Here is a 20,925-nt window from a genome sequence, read left to right as displayed (position 1 = left end):
CCGGGTCAGGCCGTGGATCCGACGACGCCTTCCACGAGATACGCCATGCTCTCGAGCTCGATGGCATCTTCGGCATAGCTCTTGTCGGGCGTGACGACGACGTTGCCCTTGTTGTCCTTGATCGGCCCCTTGAAGACGGAGAACTTGCCCGTCATCATCTCGGCGAGCGTTGCGTCGAACTTCGTCCGTCCTTCGGCTGGCACGGCAGGTCCGAGCGGGCTCATCTTGACGAAGCCATCCTTGAGGCCACCGCGCACGAAATTGCCGAGCTTCTCGCCGGCCTGGGCCTTCTTGACAAAATCGGTGTAGACGTTGCCCCACGCCCATTCGGCACCGGTCAGATATTTTTCAGGCGCCAGCGGGCTCTGGTTTGCGTGGTAGCCGCAGACGAAGGCGCCGCGACCGGCTGCCGTCTCGACAACAACCTTCGGGCTGTCGACATGGCAGGTGATAACATCCGCGCCCTGGTCGATCAGCGCGTTGGTCGCTTCGGCCTCCTTGACGGCAAGCGACCACTCGCCCGTGAAGATCACCTGGCAGGTGATCGAGGGATCGACCGAGCGTGCCCCGAGCAGGAAGGCGTTGATGTTCTGCAGCACCTGCGGAATGGGCTTGGCCGCGACGAAGCCGAGCTTCTTGCTTTTCGACGTGTAGCCAGCCGCGACCCCGTTCAGGTATTGGCCCTGGAAGATGTAGCCGAAATAGGAACCCGTGTTTAAGGGGTTCTTGCCCTCCTGCCAGAGGCCACCGCAATGGCGGAACTGGACATCCGGATACTTTGCCGCCATCGCCAGCATATGCGGGTCGAAGTAGCCGAACGACGTCGGGAAGATCAGCGTCGCGCCATCGAGGTTGATCATCGACTCCATCGTCTTCTGGACATCGACGGTTTCGGGGACATTCTCTTCTTCTACGATCGTCACGCCCGGCAGGGCCTTCAGCGCCGCCGCCCCTTCGGCATGGGCCTGGTTGTAGCCGTAGTCGTCCTTGGGGCCGACATAGATGAAGCCGACAGTGAGTGCGGTCTGGGCAAGAGCGCGGCCCGACAGCAGGCCTGGCGTCAAGGCGAGTGCGCCGGCGGCGGAAGCCTGCAGGAAGTGGCGGCGGTTCATGGAAAGGAGTTTGGTCATCGGAATGCTCCTTGCGGCCAGGGCCGGTTCGAAAAAAACGTTGCAGAAAAGTGTATGCAATGACCGTGCCATATTCTAAGTCATTGAAATATAGCACCATTATTCGCCGTACTGTTCCGCCTGTCCAAACTGTATGCAGTTTAACAGTCGGAATGACCAAAATTTAATCGATGATTACTATTCACTCATTCCCTTGTCGTCTGGCCCTTCACAAAAACTCGCTGGGGCAACGCAATGCCTCTAGAAACAAGAAGATAATTGACTTGTCGGCTAACCGGTCGCATCTGTATGCAGTTGACGTAGCAAGAATCAGGATCGTGACAGAGATCAAGCGCAGGCAGGTAATCAGGGCGGGTACGACCGTCGAGCAGATGGTTCGCGCCATCGCGGATATGATTGTGACCGGCACTTTCGTCCCCGGCGAGAGGATGGATGAGATCTCGCTGGCCGCCCGCTTCGATGTCTCCCGCACGCCGGTCCGGGAGGCGCTGCGCGAACTTGGCGCCATGGGGCTCGTCGATCGCGAGCCCAACCGCAGTGCCGTCGTCGCGAACGTGACGGAGGCCTATCTGCATTCGATGTTCGAGGCGATGTCGGAATTGGAGGCGATCTGCGCACGGCTCTCGGCCGAACGCATGACGGTCGATGAGCGGCGCTCCCTCGAACTCGAGCATCGGGCCTCGGCAAGGCTGGTGCACGCTGGAGCCGAAGAAGCCTACGCCGCGCACAATACGGAGTTTCACACTCGCCTTTATCGTGGCGCCCATAACGAGCACATCTTCGAATTGGTGACGCAAACCCGCGCACGACTGGCACCATTCCGCCGGGCGCAGTTCCGCCTGCCCGGCCGCCTGGCGAAATCCTATGACGAGCACGATGTCATCGTGACAGCGATCATGCGTGGAGATTCGGCGGCTGCCGGTCGGGCAGCCTATTCGCACGTTGCCATCGTGAGCGACGCAAGCATAACATTCGCCACAGTGAAGAACGCCTGAGAAGCTGTGGCCGATCCATCTTGCTCAGGCCCGAAATCGGTGAAAGATAAGGCCGTGAACGAATACGGCGACCTCAGAAATGACCAAGGGCAAAGACGCCATAAGACTTAGACAGGCTGGCCTTAAGTGGAGGAAGTGAAAGTGTCTTCCTCGCGAAACGATCCCGAGATGCCTTGGTCCCAGCCGCTACGCCTGCACCTCAGCATCGTGATCGTATTCCTGCTCGTAAGCGTCTGCACGCCGCTGATGTGGCTTACATACCAACATGGGCGCTCATCCGCGATCGAAGCCGCGCAGGAGAAGATGCGGCTGTTGAGCTTGCATGCGCTCGATCACTATCGCAGCGTCCTCGACAGCGGCTATTCCGCCATCGAGACAAGCTCGGCCCTGGCACCAATGGTATCGGCGCCGCCGGCGGAGGTCGACGCAAAGCGCGACTTCCTGCTGAAGGCGCTGCAGGGGTCACCGAAACTGGACAGCTTGTATGCCGGCTATCCGGACGGTTCCTTTATTCAGGCAGCCAGTGTCCTCACCAATCCGAAATGGAGCCAAGTCCTTTCAGCACCGTCCGGCACTGCATTTGCACTGATTACCATTGGGCAATCCACGGATGGGATGACGTCCACCTGGCGGTTCCTGGATGTCAACGGCAACCTGCTCGCCGAGCGCGACAGCAAAAACGTGACTTACGATCCTCGGCAACGGCTCTGGTATCGCGCTGCCGTTGCAAAAGATGGGCCCGCCTCGGTTGGCCCATATGTCACCGCCGCGACGCAGTCACTGAGCCTGACGCTCGCCACGCCCATGGAAAAGGACAGGCGCGTCGTGGCGGGCGCAGACGTGCTTCTGGAAACCATCAGCAGCTTGCTGAACGAGGAAGCAATATCGACACATGCACGTGGCTATGTTTTCGACGATCACCGGCGCCTGATCGTCCACTCTGACCCGTCGATCATGGCTCTAATCCTCGAAACGCTTTCCAATACCTCGCGCGATGAAGTTGCTGCACCCTATTCAGGGGATCCGGCCTTCGACGCGGTCAGGCAATTGCTGCTGACGGAAGCCGGCACCAGGGGAGGTGTGGCGCATTTTTCGGTTGCGGGGGTGCCATACATGGCCCAGATCTCGCCGGTCGAGTTTTCCGGGCTGCTCAAGGGCAACACGCTCGTCATTGCGGCACCTGTCGACGACTTTGTCGGTCCAAGCAACCGCTTGCTGATCAAGACGCTGATGATTGCCGGTGGTGTTCTTGTTGCGGGTATTGTGGCAGCGCTCGTCGTCGCGCGGCTCATCAGCAATGCGCTCTTTTCCCTGGCTGCCGAAGCCAGGCAGATTGGGGATCTGGATTTCAAGGGACAGGGAGCCTACCGCTCCATGATCGCCGAGATCAACATTCTCGCAAACGCACTTGCCGCAGCACGTGACGCGATCCGTAATTTTTCTCTTTATGTGCCGCGGGAACTTGTCCGCAAGATCGTGAGCGCCGGGAAAGTCGAAACCGGGGTTGCCTCGCGTCAGGACGTCACCCTGCTTTTTACCGACATCCGGGATTTTACGACAATTTCGGAACAGTATTCCCCGGAAAGCGTGACTGCGCTGCTCTCGTCCTATTTCCAGTTGATGAACGATATCGTGGAGCAGCATAACGGCGTTATCGTCCAATATCTGGGTGACTCGATTTTCGGCATGTGGAACGCACCGGTGCCGGATCCTCAGCACGTGCAGAACGGCTGTCGTTGCGCCCTGGCGCTAAAGGCGGCGATCGACGAATTCAATGCGGCAAGCCGGGCCTCGGGACGCCCGGAATTCATCACCCGGTTCGGTCTTCATACCGGGCCGGCGGTTGTCGGCAGTGTTGGTGCCCAGACCCGTCGCCAGTACACAGCTATGGGCGACACGGTCAACGTTGCTTCCCGTCTGGAAGGCATGAACAAGGAGTTCGGCACCTCTATCCTCGCAAGCAGGGCGATCACCGCAAAGGCGGGAGATGCATTCCGTTTTCGGTCTCTTGGACTGGCGCAAGCCAAGGGCCGTTTCGAACAGATCGAGGTGTTCGAGCTTGTTTGCTAGTTGAAACCTCTTCGATCCTGCGCAGCAAAGTTCGACGTTGCCGGTGGCCGGTGTTCGATCCCGTCTTTGCCGGTATCGCCAGGTCTTATAGGGTTTCGTTTTTCCCGACGGTGGGCCAGATTTTGGTCAGAGCGAAACGGCCTTGTGTGTGCTCGCAGCAATCAGGGCCGAAATCAGTTCACGCGGGCGATCGGCGTTTTGGTGCTTCGCCTCAGCGCGGTCAGGTTCGCTATCAGAAAATCGGCCGTCTCCCTGACCGCAGGTTCCAGCTTCCTTGTGGCCGCGATTAGCGCAAGCTCGGACGCCGGTTCCTGCGCAAAACCGTCAGCATCATTCAACGGCTGATGCTCGGGCAGTATTGCATCGACGGGAAGCAAGCTGATGCCAAGCCCGGATGCAACCGCCGCCTGAACTCCCATCAGGCCTTGGCTCGAATAGGCGATACGCCAACGTCTTCCACTTTCCTCGATCGCCCGGATGGCCCGTTCGCGATAGATGCACCCGGGTGGAAACACCGCGAGCGGGATCGGATCGGTCCCGCCGGAAAGGGTTCGGCTACCCACCCAACTCAGCGGTTCCTCCCACTTGGCAATACAGCTGCCATCGCCCGGCTCGCGCTTGATTAGGGCTAGATCGAGCTCTCCCGCTTGAAGAAGCCTTCGCAACTCGACGCTCCAGCCGCTGATCGTATCGAGCCTCGTATGTGAAGTGGTCCGCGCAAAGCCGGAGAGCAGGTCAATCATCCGCCGCCCGGCAAAGTCTTCCGGAACGCCGAGCCGCACGGTCTTCGGAACCGGGACCGAGCGGCCCAGAGCTTCGTCTGCCTCCGCCAAGATCGACAGTATCCGCCGGGCGTAGCTCATCAGCAGTTCACCCTCCTCTGTCGTTCGCACACGGCCCGAGGCGCGGTCGCGGATGAGAAGCGTGCGTCCAAGATTGGTCTCGAGCTTCTTGACCTGCTGGCTGATCGTTGATTGCGTGAGGTGAACGCGCTCAGCCGCCCGTGTAAACCCGCCTGTCTCGACGACGGCGGTAAAAGTGCGCAGAAGGTCGAGGTCGAAACCGAAGCTCATTTGCGTTTCCAATAATAAACATGGTGACATTTAATTTCCAAATCATGGCGCCCGATGTCAATCCTGCCTGGAAACAATCAGGAGACCGAGATGACACTTTCAGGACCGCACCCGAAATGGCTGACCTTCGATTGCTATGGCACCCTCATCCAGTGGGACGAAGGCTTGCTTGCGGCAATGGACAGGATCCTCGCAGGAAATAGGCGATCGATCGACCGGGATGTTTTCATTGCCGTGTACGACCGGCACGAGCATCGGCTCGAGGCGGAGCGTCCACACCGTTCGTTCCAGGATGTAAGCGCAACCGCTCTTGCGCTGGCGATGAAGGAATTCGCCCTCGAGGTATCGCCCGGCGACGCGGATCTTCTCACCTCATCCATCAGCCGCATGCCGCCTTTTCCGGAGGTGGTTGAGACATTGGCCAGACTGAAGGCGGCGGGGTTCAAACTTGCCATTATCTCCAATACGGACGATGCGATCATAGCCGGAAATGTTGCGCAACTCGGCGGTTGGGTCGATCGGGTGATCACGGCAGAGCAGGCCGGAGCCTACAAGCCGACAAGACAGATATTCCAATATGCCTGGCAAGAGCTTGGCGTCGAAAAGGAACAACTGGTTCATGTTTGTGCAAGCCCTCATCTCGATCTCGCTGCGGCGAGGGAGCTTGGCTTCAAAACGGTATGGGTCGACCGCGGAACCGGCCGCAAGCCGCTTGCCGACTACGCGCCGGACGCAATTATTGCCCGACTTGACGAGCTTCCCGACTTGCTTTCCGCCGCAGGCTGGATGGAATAGGGCCAATTGTTTTTAAGGAGATTTTGTCATGGCCCATGAACTCAAGCGCGGACAGTCGGCACCGGCAATACTGCGAAACACCGACCTCGACGCCCAGGAGGTATGGCAGGCGCGTGTGGATTTGGCCGCCTGTCTGAGGGCAGCCGCACGGCATGGCCTCGAAGAGGGGATATGCAATCATTTCTCGGCTCTCGTGCCGGGACATGCCGACCTCTTTCTTGTCAACCGGCTCGGCTGGGCCTTCGAGGAGGCAACGGCCTCCAGACTGCTGATTTGTGATTTCGACGGCAATGTGCTGTCCGGCGATGGTGAACCGGAGGCAACGGCCTTCTTCATTCATGCCCGCCTGCACAAGATGGCGCCGCGCATTGGCGCGGCATTTCACACCCATATGCCGAATGCGACGGCGCTCAGCATGATCGAAGGGGAACCGCTTGTCTGGGCCGGACAGACCGCGTTGAAGTTCTATGGACGCACCGCGGTTGACACGGACTATCACGGTCTTGCGCTCGATGAGCGGGAAGGCGATCGTCTGGCGACCGTTCTTGGTGACAAGGATATTCTCTTTATGAAGAACCATGGCGTCATGGTCTGCGCGCCCAACATCGCGGAGGCCTGGGACGATCTCTATTATCTCGAGCGGGCGGCGGAGGCTCAGTTGAAGGCCATGAGCACAGGACGACCCTTGCTGCCGGTAAAGCCGGAAATTGCCGCTGCCACTGCAAGGCAGATGCGGGAAGGCGACCCAGAAAGCGCCCGCCTGCACCTGGAAAGCCTCAAGCGCAGGCTTGATGTCACGGCGCCAGACTACAGGTCATAGAGAAGGACGGCGATCGCGCCGATGTTCGATAGGGCACCGGCGCGTCCTTCCGACCAGCGAAAGGACGCGGGGCAAGATCGTCATGGGCCGATTTACAACAGGCCCACCCTGCGACTTCCTCGAACTGCTGGCCGACCCGCGGTAGCCAACGACCCGGCTACCATTGCGAAACGGACTTCGGACGGAGAGGGAGGATCAACACGTCGCGAGCCGACACCTCGATATTGCCGTCACCATGGATATGGTCGACCGGCCAGACAGGTCCGGCGAAGTCGGGCTGGCCCAGGCCTTCGGCGAGCTTCACTTTCGTTGACTGAGATGTCCGTGTTGGATTGACCAGCCAGAGGAAGCTGCCTTTCTCACCCGTGTGTACTCTGGCAAAAAGATTGCTGTTATCGAGTGTCACGTGCTTCGCGCGGCCGCTCCAGGCCAGCAGGGCGGCGAAGAATGCGCCGTTCTTCCTTCCGTCGGTGCGGTAATAGGCGACCGAGGGATTGGTACCGATCAGAAGCGTACGGCCCTTGCCATATCTGTTCTCGACGATGGCAAGGCGGCCGTCCGTGAAACGGCCGCGGCCGGTCCCGCCGGTCAGGCCGTAGGATTGCAGGAGGCCGCCGCCGTCTACCGGAAGGCCGTCCAAGTCGAAATGGATGCGGTCCCCGATATCGGGCATGAACTCGACCGTTTCCTCATGCACACCGAAGACCGCGTCGAGGCCAAGGTTCGGTTGCACGGTGCCCACACGACCGCGATCGCCAAAATAACCGGGACACGCCTCGGCGATCAGCGTACCCCCTTTTTCCACCCAGGCTCTCAGTTGCTCCGCCTGTTTCGCGGTGAACATGATGGGGTAGGGGAAATAGAGGAAATCATGGGCGTCGATATCGTCGATGTGTACCCAGTCCGGCTGGAGTCCGCTGTCGAGGAAGGCGCGATAGGCGCCCCACATCGCCTCCGGATAGGGCTTTTCCTTGCGGTCGTAATTCAGCAGATAATCCCATTCCTGGGTCTCGCGCACGACGAGGATGCCGATCTCGCCGCGTATAGGCTTGGCTTCCCAGAGGGCGGCCCGCGCCGGGTCGTTCGCCCATTTTGCCATGGCGCTTTGCATGTCCGAGCGGGACGTGCGCGAACCATCCATGCCATAGGCGCCGAAGGCGCCGAACAGCGGGCCGTCGAGCAGTGGGCGCCAACGCAGGTTGAGCACGCCGCGCGCGCCTCCGGCAAGCGAGGTCATGCTCCAGATGCGGATATCCTCGGGCTCGGCAACGCGGCCGTCCTCCTTGTCGCGGCCGATCACCTGGGGCTGCAGCCAGAGCGGCCCGCCCTGACGCTCGGCGTGCCAGAAGGGCTTGCCACGGGCCGCGGCCCGATTGATGTCAACACCGTACCAGGTCTTCCAGGGCTCAGTGCCCTTGCGCGCCTGGATCCAGGTGAAGCCGTAGACCTCGACCTTGGAGGCGGCAAGCCAGTCGTCGCAGCCGTTCGACGCCATGTTGGGGATCGAGCCGGAGATGCCGTGGGCGGCGATGACGTTCTTTTGGTCGACGGCGCGGATGGTGTCGATGCGCCACTGCATCTGGTCGTAGAAATTGTCGCGCTTGAACTGCAGCCAGTCGACACATTCGGGGTAGGGCGCCATATGAGCCGGCGGCTCGATATCCGCCCAATCGGCATAGCTGTAGCGATTCCAGGCCTTCGCCAGCACTTTCAGGCTGCCATATTTCTTCTCCAGCCAGATGCGGAAGGCAGCCTTGGCGTAGGAACTGTAATCGACTTCGGCGGAATAGTTGCACTCGTTCCAGACATCGTAGCCGTAGATCGCTGGATGATCCTTGTAGCGGGAGGCAAGCGCCGTCAGGAATTTACCAGCCGCTTCCTTTACCTCCGGGCAGTTGAGCGTCAAGGCGCCCGCGCCGCCGCCATTGTTGGAAAAGCCGCCGGTTGCCGCCGAGACGCCCATGTAGGATCCGAGTTTCGTGCCGTCGGCATTGACCTGAAGAGCATCGGCATATTTGCGCACCGCCCAGTCGGGCACGGCATGGATCAGTTCGGCAATGACCGTCTTGATGCCGTTCTTTGCGGCAAGGTCCATCTGGCGATCGTATTCCTCCCAGTCGTAGATGCCGGGTGCGGTTTCGATCGCGCTCCACATGAACCAGTGGCGGAAGATATTGAGGCCGTCTTCACGGGCCGTCGTGTAGTCGCGCTCCCAATCTTCGGGGGGCGGGTTGGACTTGCGGAAATAGACGGCGCCATAAGGGAACTGGATATCGTTTCTGAGCATTGTCCTGTCCTTTTCGATCACGTCCGGACATGCCTTCGGCGTCCGGAGGCCTCCTCCGGTCAGGGCAAACGACGATGATGTCCGGGGTTAGTTTTGAGCGGTTCCTTTAGCGCGGACCTCCGGCAAGAAGATCCAGCGTTCGGATGAGGGCGGAATGGTCACGCTCGCCGTCGCCATTGGCAATCGCGGCGTTCATCAGCTGCTGCGTTGCAGCGGTGTTGGGTAGCGAGAGGTCAAGGGCACGGGCAGCATCGACGGCCAGTGTCATGTCCTTGCGGTGCAGACGGATGCGGAACCCCGGTTCGAAGGCTTCCGTGACCATGCGTTCGCCATGTACCTCGAGGATACGTGAGGAAGCAAAGCCGCCCATCAGAGCAGAGCGAACCTTGGCCGGATCGGCACCGGCGGACCGGGCAAAGAGAAGGGCTTCAGCAACCGCCTCGATTGTCAGCCCGACGATGATCTGGTTGGCGACCTTGGCCGTCTGGCCATCGCCGACACCACCGATCAATGTGATATTCTTGCCCATCTTCTCGAACAGCGGTCGAGCGCGCTCGAAGACATGCTGCTGACCGCCGACCATGATCGTCAGGGAGGCGGCCTTGGCGCCGACTTCGCCGCCGGAGACGGGCGCATCGAGATAGTCGCAACCGAGTGCCTCGATGCGACGGGCAAAAGCCTTGGTGGCCACCGGCGAGATCGAGCTCATGTCGATGACGAGTTTGCCCTCGGTCAGGCCGGATGCCACGCCGTCCGGACCGAAAAGCACCGCCTCAACATCGGGCGTATCCGGCAGCATGAGGATGACGATGTCGGAGGCTTCCGCTACCGCCTTTGCGCTGGCTGCGGACTTGCCACCCCTGGCGACGAGCTTTTGGGAGTTTTCCTTCACCCGGCTCAGATGCAGAGTATGGCCGGCATCGATCAGGTGCTCCGCCATCGGGCGGCCCATGACACCCAGTCCGATAAATCCGATATTCATATCATCTCCACTTCGGCTCACTCGAGGTAGGGTTTCATCCAGCCGAGACCTTCGCTGGTGCCGGCCTTCGGCTTGTATTCGCAGCCGACCCAGCCGTCGTAGCCAAGGCGGTCGAGTTCGGAGAAGATGAAACGGTAGTTGATCTCCCCGCTGCCCGGTTCATTGCGGCCGGGATTGTCGGCGATCTGGACATGCGCGATCCTGTCGCGCAGCCGCGTGAAGGTCGGGATCAGGTCACCCTGCATGATCTGCATGTGGTAGAAATCGTACTGGATGTAGAGATTTTCGGAGCCGACCTTGTCGAGGATCCGTTCGGCATGTTCCGTCGTCGACAGGAAGAAGCCGGGAATGTCGCGCAGGTTGATCGGCTCGATCAGCAGCTTCACGCCGGCATCGGCGGCGCGTGCGGCAGCATATTTCAGATTGTCGACCAGAACCTTCTCCAGCACTTGGGGATCGGCGCCCTTCGGCGCGAGACCGGAGATGACGTTGACCTGCGGGCAGTCGAGGGCCTTGGCATAATCAAGTGCGAGCGTGACGCCGTGGCGGAATTCGTCGATGCGATCAGGCAGGCAGGCAATGCCGCGCTCGCCGCCAGCCCAGTCGCCGGAGGGCACGTTGAAGAGCGCCTGCTTCAGACCGCTTGCCTTCAGGGCGTCTGCTACCTTCTCCTTCGGCTCGGCGTAGGGACCGAGATATTCGAGCGCGCAGAAGCCGTCTTTTTCGGCGGCGGCAAAGCGGTCGAGGAAGGGAAGCTCCTGGTAAAGAAAGGAGAGATTGGCGGAGAATTTCGGCACTGGAAGGTCCTTATGCATTGGCAGGCGCGATGAAACGATGCCGGTGCAACATGCGCTTGTCGCGTGGATCGGGATTGGGAACGGCGGAGATGAGGCTCTTGGTGTAGGCTTCCCGCGGAGCGGTGCAAATCTGCTCGGCTTCGCCGAGTTCGACAATCCTGCCACGATGCATGACGGCGACGCGGTCGCAGAAGTAGCGAACCACGGAAATGTCGTGCGAGATGAAGATGAAGCTGAGATTCAGGCGCTGGCGGATATCGAGCAGCAGATCGAGGATCTGGCTGCGGATGGAGACATCGAGCGCCGATGTCGCCTCGTCGGCGATGATGATGCGCGGATCGAGCGCCAGTGCGCGGGCAATGCCGATACGCTGCCGCTGACCGCCGGAGAACGCATGCGGATAGCGCTCCATGCCCAATGGATCGAGACCGACGAGCCGCATGAGCTCGGCGACCCGTTGTTCCAGCGCCTTGCCCTTGGCAAGCCCGTTGACGATGAGGGGATCGCCGATCACCTCCTTTACCGTCATGCGCGGGTTGAGCGAGGCGAAGGGGTCCTGGAAGACCAACCGTACTTCGCGATGGAACCCGCGCAGTTCCTTCTTGCCGAGCTTCGTGACCTCGACCTCCTCTCCGCCCTTGCCGCGGTAGATGACGCTGCCCGTGGTCGGTTCGACAGTGCGCAGGATGAGCCGGCCGAGCGTTGTCTTGCCGGAGCCGCTTTCGCCGACAATGCCGAGATTTTCGCCGGGATAGAGATCGAAATTGACGTCGTCGACGGCACGCAGCGTGTTGGCGTTGCCGTGCCAGCCGAAGGTCTTGCCGAGATTGCGCACCGAAAGGACCGGCTTCGGCGCCTCAGCCGACAGCGCGATTGCCGGCGACCTTTCTTCGACGTGATGGGTGAGCTTGACTGTCGAGGCGAGGAGCTGGCGCGTATAGGGATGTTCCGCCGCGTGGTAGATCGGGTCGACCGGGCCGCGCTCGACAATCTGTCCGAAACGCATGACAGCGACCTCGTCGGCGACTTCGGCGACCACGCCCATGTCATGGGTGATAAGCAGCATCGCCATGCCACGCTCCACCTGCAGGCGCTTGATGAGATCGAGGATTTCAGCCTGGGTCGTGACGTCGAGCGCCGTCGTCGGCTCGTCGGCGATCAGGATATCGGGATTGCCGGCAAGTGCCATGGCGATCATGGCGCGCTGGCGCATGCCGCCCGAGAATTCAAACGTATAGCGATCGGCCATCTTTTCGGGATTCGGGATTTCGACCTGCCGCAGCAGTTCGACTGTACGGGCGCGCGCCGCCGCCTTGTCGAGGTTGCTGTGCAGGCGTACGGCTTCGACGATCTGCGAGCCGATGGTGTGGACCGGTGACAGGGAACTCATCGGCTCCTGGAAGATCAGGCCGATGCGTCGGCCGCGAATTGCCCGCATGGCGCTGCTGCCAGGTGAAAGCGTCGCGATATCGGTGACGGCGCTGCCATTGCGAAGCAGGATCCGGCCGCCGACCACGCGTCCGGGGCTGTCGACGATCTGCAGCAGCGAGCGGGCGGTGACACTCTTGCCGGAGCCGCTTTCACCAACGAGGCAAAGTGTCTGGCCCCGCTTGAGCTGGAAGCTCACATTTTCGACGGCGTGCAGGATATGGGTGCGCAGCCGAAAATCGATCGAGAGATTTTCGACGGACAGGACAACGTCATCGGGAAGGTCGGTCATTGCTTCCTCCTCAATTGTCATAGGGGTCGGCGGCGTCGCGCAGCCCATCGCCAAAGAAGTTGAACGAGAGCACCGCGACGACCACTGCCAGCGACGGCCAGATCAACAGCCAGGGTGCAGTGGCGACGGTGCGGATGTTTTGAGCGTCCTGCAGCAGCACGCCCCAGCTGACCACAGGCGGCTTCAGACCGATGCCAAGGAAGGAGAGAGACGTTTCCGCGACGATCATCGTCGGCACGGCGAGCGTCACGACGGCGAGGATATGGCTCGTCAGCGACGGCAGGATATGGCGGAAGATCAGCCGCGCTTCACTTGATCCGTCGAGCCTTGCCGCAGTCACGAAATCCTCGCTGCGCAGGGCCAGGAAACGCCCGCGCACTTCGCGGGCAAGGCTTGTCCACCCAAGCAGCGAGACGATGATCGTGATGACGAAATAGACACTGACCGGCGACCATGTCAGCGGGATCGCCGCCGCGAGCCCAAGCCAGAGCGGAATGGTCGGCATGGCACTTACCACCTCGATGATGCGCTGGATCAGTGTATCGACCCAGCCGCCGAAAAAGCCGGAGATCGAGCCAAGTACGACACCCAGGATCAGCGACATGGCAACGCCGACAAGCCCGATGGACATGGAGACGCGGGTGCCGTAGATCAGCCGCGAGAGCACGTCGCGGCCGAGGCGGTCGGCGCCGAGGAGATACATTGGATCGTTCGGGTTGATCGGGCCGATCAGGCGTCTGCTCATCGGGATGAGGCCCCAGAGCTTGTAGGCCGAGCCTTTGACGAAGAAGCCGATCGGCACGACCTTCGTATCGTCGACGACGAAGCTGCGCCTGAGCGCCACCTTGTCGATCTCGACCTTGTAGCCCTTCACATGAAAGTTGAACTCGGAGCTGCCGTCGGGCCTGGTCACGAAGAAACTCAAGCCCTGCGGCGGCGCATAGGTAAATTGCGGCTTGGAGGTCGAAGGCAGCCCGGGGGCCAGGAATTCGGCGAAGAGGCCGACGAGATAAAGCAGGAGAATGATAACGCCGGCGACCATCGCCACCTTCTGGCGGATCAGCTTGCCGGCGATCAACCGCCAGGGACCGACTGCGGCGGTCGAGACCGTCTTGCCCTGCTTCAGCGGGCTGATCGACGGACCATCGGCAACGATATGAAGAGGGCCGGTATGGGCTCCGAATGTTTCGTGCGTGCTCATCAGCCTCTCCTCAATCGAACCGGATGCGCGGATCGAGCAGCGCAAGCAGCAGATCCGACAAAAGCATGCCGACGAGGGTCAGCGCGGAGAGCAGCAGAATGAAGCTGCCGGCGAGGTACATGTCCTGCGCGACCAGCGCCCGGAAAAGCAGGGGACCGGAGGTCGGCAGATTGAGAACGATAGCCGTGATCGTCACGCCCGAGACAAGATGCGGCAGCACCCAACCGATCGCCGACACGAAGGGGTTGAGCGCGATGCGAACGGGATATTTGAGGATGACCTTGTATTCCGGCAGGCCCTTGGCGCGGGCGGTAATGACGTAAGGCTTGTGCAGTTCGTCCGTCAGGTTGGCGCGCAGGATGCGAATCATCGCCGCCGTTCCGGATGCGCCGATGATGATGATCGGGATCCAGAGATGGGTGAGAAAATCGCCGATCTTGGCGAGGTTCCAGGGTGCTTCTGCATATTCGGGCGAGACCAGCCCGCCAACACTCAGGCCAAGATACTTGTAGGCAATATACATCAGCGTCAGCGCCAGGATGAAGTTTGGGACGGCAAGCCCGATGAAGCCGAAAAAAGTGAAGACGTGATCACCGATGGAATGGCGGCGCACGGCAGAATAGATTCCGATCGGCAGTGATACGATCCAGACGAAGAGGAGGCTCAGCAACGAGATGACCAGCGTTGAGCCCATGCGCGCCCAGATCAGTCCCGAGACGGGCTGGTTCCATTCAAAGGACCAGCCGAAGTCGCCGCGGCTGACAATTCCCCACATCCATTTCAGGTACTGGACGTAGAAGGGGTCGTCGAAGCCGTAGATCTGTTTCAACCGTTCGATTTGCGCCGGATCGACGGCCTGGCCGCTGTCACTCATCGTCGCGATCATCGAGGTGAGATAGTCACCCGGCGGTAGCTGGATGATCAGAAACGAGATCAGCGACATGCCGAACAGGGTCGGTATCATGTAGAGCACGCGCCTGAAGATATAGCCAAGCATCGGAATGTATCTCCTCCCGTTGAGAGCGCCCCTGCGCCTTCGTCGGATATTCATCCACTCCCGGCCAGCAGCGGCCGAAAGCGCTCCTCTGCGCACTGCACCTCATTTCCAGGAGAGGTGCAGCACCTCCAGCCGCTCGATCCCCGGCACCTCCACCTGTGCACGGCCATCCTTGACGCTGACGTTTGCGGCACGGTCGGCAACGACGAGCCAGGCCCGCGCCACTGACTTGCCGGCAGGAATTTCCACCGAAACGGTCTGCGCCGCCAGAGGGTAATTTTCGCGGATCGGCCCCTTCATCATCATCGGATTGGTGAGGTTGAAGAGGCTGAGGGCGATGCCGTCGGAATTTTCACGAAGGGCCAGATCAACGACACCAGGACCCATGACAGTGACGCGCGGCGTCTTGCCAAGTGCCCAGTGGACGGCATTGGCGATCAGCCGGGCATGGTCAACGGCAAAGACCTCCCAGAAGATTTCGCCGATGTTCCAGGGAATATAGACCGCGCGGCCACCCGTGCCTGTCTCGCGCGCAATGACCGCGGCCCCCTCCGGCGCCTTGCGCGGATAGACTTCTTCCATCGGCAGATCCGGGAAGTCGGGCACGTAGAGGAACGGGGTCTTGGAGCCGTTCGTGGCCTCGACGTGGAGAAGCCGTGTACCGCCCATGATGCGTTCGGCGCCTTCGTAGCCTTCGTTGATCGGATGATCACCGGAGAGCGCCACATAAGTGTTCTTGACGATGCCACGCGGTCCGGCGACGAATTTGGCGCCGAACAACTCGGAGAGACCGAATTCCTGGCGCTGCCTGCCGGTTTCGTCGCGCAGCGAGGTCTCGTAGGAAGCGATCACGCTGCCGCCGCGTTCGGCATAGGCGCGGATCGCAGCGTTCTGCTCGTCCGACAGGCAGGAGGCGTTGGCGAGGATAATGAGCTTGAAACGGTCGAGATTTTCCTTCGTCAGAACCTGGTCCGAGAGAAGCTCGAAGGGCAGGCGGGCCTCGACGAGGGCGTGGTAGAAGCCGAGATCGTGCTTTTCGGCGTTGGGCCGCTCCTCCGGCGCCCAGTGGCGCAACGTCGTGGAGGGGTCGATGACGGCGATTTCGGCGGCGGGCTTCATGCTTTCGAGCACCGGCTCGACTGCCGCCTGCAGGGCGAAGGCGTCGGCGACAGGCTCGACCCAGCGCTCGTCCGGGACCACCCCGTTGAACTTGGTGAACCAGGCATAGAGGCCATGCGCTGTGCCGTCATTGATCCAGAGCTGCATCTCCTCGCCGGACGTGACCGCATCCTTCCAGCGATATTCCTCCTCCGGACCGATCGAGGTGATGAGGACGACAGGGCGATCCGGAAAAGTGGCGCGGATGCGCTTGCCGTTGCGTCCGGCCGACCAGCCGAGTTCCAGGCCCTTGCGGCCCTGGTGGTCAACAACGAGGAAGGGGCAATGCCGGGCAATGACCGACAGGTCGAATTCCATCAGCGAGGCACCGCCCATGTTCGGAATGAAGCTTGCATGCGGGCGGATCGCCTTTACCGCATCGTCCCATTGGGCGATCATGTCGGTGAGGACCCGGCGCCGCCACTGTACCCAGGCCTGCCAAGCCGGATCTTCCGCATCCGGTTTTTTTGGCAGGGCATGGCCGAACATGTCCTTGAAGCGGTGGGCACTGTCTTCGCTATAGTCGACGCCATGCCCCTGCCAGCGATTGGCAAAGACCGCGTCAATATCGTATTTGCGGACGATCTCCTTGACGACCTCGGGCATGAAGACGGTATTGTAGTCGCCATAGGCATTGGTCACCCAGACATCGGGATAGGCCCAATGGCGGCGCGGCGTCCCGTCGGCGTTGATCATCACCCATTCCGGATGGGCCCTGGCGGCATCGTCATGGATTGCGTGTGGGTCGACACGAGCCATGACATGCATGTCGAGCTTGCGGGCCGCATCGACGAGCGCGCCGAAGATATCCTTGCCGCCGAGATATTTGCTGACATAGTGATAGGGCACGTCGCTCGGATAGTAGGCGATGTAGCCGCCGGCGCTAAGGCAGACTGCGTTGGATCTCGTGCGCTTGAAGACGTCGACCCAGAAGGCGGGGTCGTACTTCTCCGGGTCGTCCTCGACGAAGGTCAGCTGGGTCCAGCGGGTCGCGTCCTTGAACCAGTCCGGTGTCCGGAGCGTTCCGGTGTTTTGTCTTCTGGCATCGAGCATCGGTTCATCCAATCGTTTGGCAAAAAGGCAACGAGGGATCTGGCGCCGGCCCAGGTCGGCCGGCGTCGGATACTTGTCTGATCCTGAAAGACCGTCAGGCCTTGTAGAATTGCTCCGGCATGGTGGGAGCGGGTGTCGGCCAACCGAAGGAATTCGGCATGGTCCGCGTGATATTCTTCATGTTGTTCTTGACGATGCCGTAGCCGTCCGGGGGCTGCGAAATACCGAAGACGTAGAAGTTGTCGGCAGCGCCCTGCAGGATCTTCTTCATGACTTCCTGCTGACCTGCAGGGTCGGCGGTCGCCTTCAGCTTGTCGTAAAGCTCGAGCAGCTTCCTGGTCTCTTCCGGCGGTTCTTCCGCATTTTCATTGTTTCGGTCGAGATACCAGAGCTGCCAGGCCGGGGCATACATCGCGTTTGAATCCGTCGGCACATAGTAGCGCGGGTCGAGCATTGCGGCGACACCGCCATTGGCGCCGAATTGGTGGGCCGTGGCATCGAAATCGCGGCCCTGGCGGACGCGTGTTTCCCAAAGCGACCGGTCCATCGTGCGCATCTGCGCATCGATACCGACTGCCTGGAACATCGGGATGACCAACTGGAAGAGATCGAGGAAGATCGCACGAGCCTGGTCGATCTCGAAGATGATCGTCAGGCGCCGGCCCTGGTCGTCCAACCTGAAGTTCTGGTCATCGCGCTTCGGTATGATCTGGTCGAGCATGGCATTCGCCTTGTCGACATCATACGCGGTGAACTGCGTGGCGAGCTGCTCGTTATAGAGCGGATCTCCCTGCTTGATCGAGGGCTGGGCCGGCACGCCCTGGCCGACGAGGACGGCATCGATCAGCGTCTGGCGATCAAGCGCTGTCGAAAGAGCCGCGCGGAAATCCTTGTTCCGGAAAAGCTTCCGTTTGGTCGCGTCGTTATGGTTCAGGTTGAAGATGAAGTTCATCACGTTGGCCTCTGTCGAGGTCAGCGTGTAGAAGTCGTAGCCGCCCTGCTCACGGGCATCGTAAAGCACCGATTTATTATTCGGCGTCGCGATATACTGGTCCATCAGGTCAATTTCGCCCTGCATGGCCTTCAGGAGCAACACCTGCGGATCCGCCACCATCTGGTAGACGATCCGGTCCATATAGGGCAGTTGATTGCCCGCGGTATCGACCTTCCAATAGAAGGGGTTGCGTTCGGCAATGACGCGTTCGGTATTTTCGCCGGGCGCCGTCGTGAACATCCAGGCGTTGAGGCAGGGCTTCTTCGAGGAATTGAGGAAGAATGCGTTGTCATCCTGAAACCCGGACGCCGCCTGGAAGGCTGCGATCCAGCTTTCGAAGCCGCGTTGCTTGGCAAGTTCGTCGGCCTTCGGATTGTAGTCAATATGGAACTGTTCGAGATAATGTTTCGGACAGCGGGTCGTGTGGTCGTTGTTGGCCCAGGCCACCTGGAGCGGAAACATACCGTTAGGTCTTTCGAAGATCACCTTGAAGGTCTGTTCGTCGACCACCTCAAGCTTGGCCGGCTTGCCGGCGGTCTTCCAGTGGCCCTGGCTGGTAACGGCGACGCGCTTGTCCGTCAGGACTGTATCATACCAGAACTTGACGTCGGCCGTCGTATAGGGCTGGCCATCCGACCACTTCATGCCCTTGCGAAGGCGAATCGTATAGACCTTGGATTCGGCATCGCCATCGAAGGCTTCCGCGACGTTGAGGGTGACGCCTGACCAATCGGGCGTATAACGAAGCAGCGGCTCATAGGCCTGATAGCGGAAGAGCATGGAGAGCGATCCGCCGCCGACCAGTGCCATATTCCAGTCGCCCCCGTATTTTCCGACAGTTTCTACCGGTTTGACGACGAGCGGGTTTACCGGCAGCCGATCCGCAACCGGTGGCAGCGCGCCGCTCGAAACCTTTTCCTTGAGGACGGACGCTTCCGTGTAGCCGGTCGCAAGAGCCGGCAGTGCAGGCAAAATCAGAACGGCCGAGGTCCCGGCCAGAAACGCACGACGTTTCAGCTTGATCATGGATATCTCCTCCAAAGATCCGCGCCCCTTTATTGTTGTTCTGCTCCCAGGCTTGGATGACGGGAAGATTACACTTGGATACTGTTAGGTAAAGCGTTATGTTTCGTTATCGAAGAAGTTTGCTTTCTTAGATGAGCCAGTGTAGGCGAGGCGAAGATGGAACGACAACGCAGAGGTGCGCAGTGGGGAGCAGGGGACGAGTGACGTTGCAGACGATCGCGCGGGAGGTAGGCCTCTCGAAATATGCGGTCTCGCGTTCACTGGCGGGCAAGAGCGGCGTCAGCGAGGAAACGCGCGAGCGCATTCGCGAGATGGCCGTACGTCTCGGCTATGCCAAACCGGCGGCCCAGGCGGGCTCCACCGATATCGCCGTTGTTTTTCACGATCTCGATCCAGTTAACAGCGAGCTCTACATGCAGGTCCAGAATGGAATGCAGGGCGAGGCCCAAAGGCTCGGCATGGGTTTGCGCGTGCACTGGACGCATAGCGCTCGTCAGTTGGAAGATCTGGCCCGTGCCTGCGCCGGGCTGCTTCTCGTCGGCCCCCATGATCGCGAGGCGATTGCGGCTGCCACGGCGACCGGCATTCCGATCGTCCGGTTCGGCTGGATCGACCCGTTGGAGCAGGCCGATCAGATCACTGGCACGGACCATGAGGCAGGCCAGGCGGTCATCCAGTACCTGATCAATCTCGGCCATCGCTCGATTGCCTACGTGTCCGGTGCGCCCGGATACAGGGGACGCCGTGAGCGCTTCTACGGCGCTCGCGAGATCGCCGAAAGTCATGCTGACGTCGCGCTTCACGTGATGCAGTTCGACGAACAGGGAGCCTTCGCCGATGCCTTTCATGCGCTGAAGGAGAGTGGCGTGCGGCCGACCGCGTTTTTCTGTGCCCATGACGGTCTTGCCCTGACCGTTGTCTCCGAATTGCTCGGTCAGGGTTATCGCATTCCCGACGACGTCTCCGTCGTCGGTTTCGGTGACTTTTCCCCGGCAACACAAATCTCGCCGCCGCTAACCACCGTGCGCATGGAGGGTCAGGAGTGCGGGGCGGTCGGCCTGCGCCTCCTGCTTGAGCGCATCGAGACGCCGCGGCGGCCAGGCGACCCCGCTCGCCGCATCAATATCGCCTCGCGCATTATCGAGCGCCGCTCGGCCGGTCCCTGCAAGGACATGCGCATTTCGGAAGATACTGCGAAGCCGTCACGCTAGAGCCTTTCATGTTTTGACGGAAGCGTAGCCGGCATTTGAGAAGTAGTTGGCGCATTCCTCTGGCTTTATGGTGTCGGCGAGTAAGCCCAGGTGGCGCCACGTTTCCTCGATGGTTCGCTTTTGAGCCTGGCGCATCCAGTGCTTGATCTTGGCGAAGGCTTGCTCGATCGGATTAAGGTCGGGGGAATATTTCGGCAGGAACCATAGCCTGGCGCCGACGGCCCTGATGGCATCGCGGATGGCCTTGGCTTTGTGAGAGCCGAGATTATCGAGGATGACGATGTCGCCAGGTTTGAGGGTCGGGATCAACTGCTGGCGGACATAGGCGTGGAAGCATTCGCCATTAATGGGACCGTCGAAGACGCAGGGCGCAGTGAGCTTGTCGCAGCGGAGGGCGCCGAGGAAGGTCAGGGTGCGCCAGCGGCCATGCGGGGCAAAGCCGCGCAATCTTTTGCCCCTCGGCCCCCACCCGCGTAACGGCGCCATGTTGGTGCGGATCCAGGTCTCGTCGATGAAGACGAGCCGCTTCGGATCGAAGCGGTCTTGCCAGGCTTTCCAGCGGGCTCTGCGCCGGGCAATGTCGACGCGGCCCTGCTCAAGGGCGAACAGCGTTTTT

The 20,925-nt window shown here is 60.7% G+C and carries 15 protein-coding genes and 1 pseudogene; 5 read left to right on the top strand and 11 right to left on the bottom strand.

What is annotated here, in order from left to right:
* Positions 1–5: 5 nt before the first annotated feature.
* Positions 6–1,130 carry a BMP family ABC transporter substrate-binding protein gene (locus tag AS026_RS21380; RefSeq protein WP_062371709.1) on the bottom strand — a complete coding sequence of 375 codons (1,125 nt, stop codon included), beginning with the start codon at positions 1,128–1,130 and terminating at the stop codon, positions 6–8.
* 371 nt (positions 1,131–1,501) lie between these two features.
* Between AS026_RS21380 and AS026_RS21375 the strand changes: the two genes are divergently transcribed.
* Complete coding sequence (locus AS026_RS21375) at positions 1,502–2,125, top strand: GntR family transcriptional regulator (RefSeq protein ID WP_425349825.1); 624 nt, start codon at positions 1,502–1,504, stop codon at positions 2,123–2,125.
* Between the two features lie 141 nt (positions 2,126–2,266).
* A complete protein-coding gene (locus AS026_RS21370; protein ID WP_082728568.1) occupies positions 2,267–4,195 on the top strand; it encodes an adenylate/guanylate cyclase domain-containing protein in 1,929 nt (642 codons plus the stop codon).
* Between the two features lie 173 nt (positions 4,196–4,368).
* Here the strand turns inward: AS026_RS21370 and AS026_RS21365 are convergent, their stop codons facing one another.
* Positions 4,369–5,268, bottom strand: a complete 900-nt coding sequence (locus AS026_RS21365; protein WP_062371627.1) for a LysR family transcriptional regulator — start codon at positions 5,266–5,268, stop codon at positions 4,369–4,371.
* A 90-nt stretch (positions 5,269–5,358) separates the two neighbouring features.
* Between AS026_RS21365 and AS026_RS21360 the strand changes: the two genes are divergently transcribed.
* On the top strand, positions 5,359–6,063 hold the full coding sequence (locus AS026_RS21360) for a haloacid dehalogenase type II (protein ID WP_062371625.1): 705 nt from the start codon (positions 5,359–5,361) through the stop codon (positions 6,061–6,063).
* Positions 6,064–6,091: 28 nt separating this feature from the next.
* The gene (locus AS026_RS21355) at positions 6,092–6,883 is read left to right on the top strand and encodes an aldolase (protein WP_062371623.1); all 792 of its coding nucleotides are present in this window, start codon (positions 6,092–6,094) and stop codon (positions 6,881–6,883) included.
* 157 nt (positions 6,884–7,040) lie between these two features.
* Here the strand turns inward: AS026_RS21355 and AS026_RS21350 are convergent, their stop codons facing one another.
* The 8 genes from AS026_RS21350 to AS026_RS21315 form a co-directional block, all read right to left on the bottom strand.
* Complete coding sequence (locus tag AS026_RS21350) at positions 7,041–9,170, bottom strand: beta-galactosidase (RefSeq protein WP_062371707.1); 2,130 nt, start codon at positions 9,168–9,170, stop codon at positions 7,041–7,043.
* Positions 9,171–9,276: 106 nt separating this feature from the next.
* Positions 9,277–10,152, bottom strand: a complete 876-nt coding sequence (locus tag AS026_RS21345; protein ID WP_062371621.1) for a 2-hydroxy-3-oxopropionate reductase — start codon at positions 10,150–10,152, stop codon at positions 9,277–9,279.
* Between the two features lie 17 nt (positions 10,153–10,169).
* Positions 10,170–10,949 carry a 2-oxo-tetronate isomerase gene (gene otnI, locus AS026_RS21340; protein ID WP_062371705.1) on the bottom strand — a complete coding sequence of 260 codons (780 nt, stop codon included), beginning with the start codon at positions 10,947–10,949 and terminating at the stop codon, positions 10,170–10,172.
* Between the two features lie 10 nt (positions 10,950–10,959).
* Positions 10,960–12,669, bottom strand: coding sequence for an ABC transporter ATP-binding protein (locus AS026_RS21335; RefSeq protein WP_062371619.1), 1,710 nt, complete (start codon positions 12,667–12,669; stop codon positions 10,960–10,962).
* Positions 12,670–12,679: 10 nt separating this feature from the next.
* On the bottom strand, positions 12,680–13,870 hold the full coding sequence (locus AS026_RS21330) for an ABC transporter permease (RefSeq protein WP_062371616.1): 1,191 nt from the start codon (positions 13,868–13,870) through the stop codon (positions 12,680–12,682).
* 10 nt (positions 13,871–13,880) lie between these two features.
* Positions 13,881–14,867 carry an ABC transporter permease gene (locus tag AS026_RS21325; RefSeq protein ID WP_018855635.1) on the bottom strand — a complete coding sequence of 329 codons (987 nt, stop codon included), beginning with the start codon at positions 14,865–14,867 and terminating at the stop codon, positions 13,881–13,883.
* 102 nt (positions 14,868–14,969) lie between these two features.
* Positions 14,970–17,078, bottom strand: coding sequence for an alpha-amylase family protein (locus AS026_RS21320; protein ID WP_062371614.1), 2,109 nt, complete (start codon positions 17,076–17,078; stop codon positions 14,970–14,972).
* A gap of 94 nt (positions 17,079–17,172) precedes the next feature.
* Positions 17,173–19,098 carry an ABC transporter substrate-binding protein gene (locus AS026_RS21315; protein WP_062371611.1) on the bottom strand — a complete coding sequence of 642 codons (1,926 nt, stop codon included), beginning with the start codon at positions 19,096–19,098 and terminating at the stop codon, positions 17,173–17,175.
* A 182-nt stretch (positions 19,099–19,280) separates the two neighbouring features.
* On the opposite strand from AS026_RS21315, the gene AS026_RS21310 reads away from it, so the two are divergent.
* Positions 19,281–20,309, top strand: coding sequence for a LacI family DNA-binding transcriptional regulator (locus AS026_RS21310; protein WP_062371609.1), 1,029 nt, complete (start codon positions 19,281–19,283; stop codon positions 20,307–20,309).
* Between the two features lie 6 nt (positions 20,310–20,315).
* On the opposite strand, the pseudogene AS026_RS21305 reads toward AS026_RS21310, so the two are convergent.
* Positions 20,316–20,925 (bottom strand): annotated as a pseudogene (locus AS026_RS21305) (IS630-like element ISRel6 family transposase); the annotation flags it as partial.

This window comes from Rhizobium altiplani (assembly GCF_001542405.1).
Classification (GTDB): Bacteria; Pseudomonadota; Alphaproteobacteria; order Rhizobiales; family Rhizobiaceae; genus Rhizobium; species Rhizobium altiplani.
This window is presented reverse-complemented; position numbering and strand designations above follow the sequence as displayed.

Bases quoted from the DNA above. Each gene is read 5' to 3' on its own strand.
- AS026_RS21365 (WP_062371627.1), bottom strand. From the start codon at position 5,268: ATGAGCTTCGGTTTCGACCTCGACCTTCTGCGCACTTTTACCGCCGTC.
- AS026_RS21355 (WP_062371623.1), top strand. From the start codon at position 6,092: ATGGCCCATGAACTCAAGCGCGGACAGTCGGCACCGGCAATACTGCGA.
- AS026_RS21330 (WP_062371616.1), bottom strand. From the start codon at position 13,870: ATGAGCACGCACGAAACATTCGGAGCCCATACCGGCCCTCTTCATATC.
- AS026_RS21360 (WP_062371625.1), top strand. From the start codon at position 5,359: ATGACACTTTCAGGACCGCACCCGAAATGGCTGACCTTCGATTGCTAT.
- AS026_RS21325 (WP_018855635.1), bottom strand. From the start codon at position 14,867: ATGCTTGGCTATATCTTCAGGCGCGTGCTCTACATGATACCGACCCTG.
- AS026_RS21375 (WP_425349825.1), top strand. From the start codon at position 1,502: ATGGTTCGCGCCATCGCGGATATGATTGTGACCGGCACTTTCGTCCCC.
- AS026_RS21335 (WP_062371619.1), bottom strand. From the start codon at position 12,669: ATGACCGACCTTCCCGATGACGTTGTCCTGTCCGTCGAAAATCTCTCG.
- AS026_RS21315 (WP_062371611.1), bottom strand. From the start codon at position 19,098: ATGATCAAGCTGAAACGTCGTGCGTTTCTGGCCGGGACCTCGGCCGTT.
- AS026_RS21320 (WP_062371614.1), bottom strand. From the start codon at position 17,078: ATGCTCGATGCCAGAAGACAAAACACCGGAACGCTCCGGACACCGGAC.
- AS026_RS21350 (WP_062371707.1), bottom strand. From the start codon at position 9,170: ATGCTCAGAAACGATATCCAGTTCCCTTATGGCGCCGTCTATTTCCGC.
- AS026_RS21345 (WP_062371621.1), bottom strand. From the start codon at position 10,152: ATGAATATCGGATTTATCGGACTGGGTGTCATGGGCCGCCCGATGGCG.
- AS026_RS21380 (WP_062371709.1), bottom strand. From the start codon at position 1,130: ATGACCAAACTCCTTTCCATGAACCGCCGCCACTTCCTGCAGGCTTCC.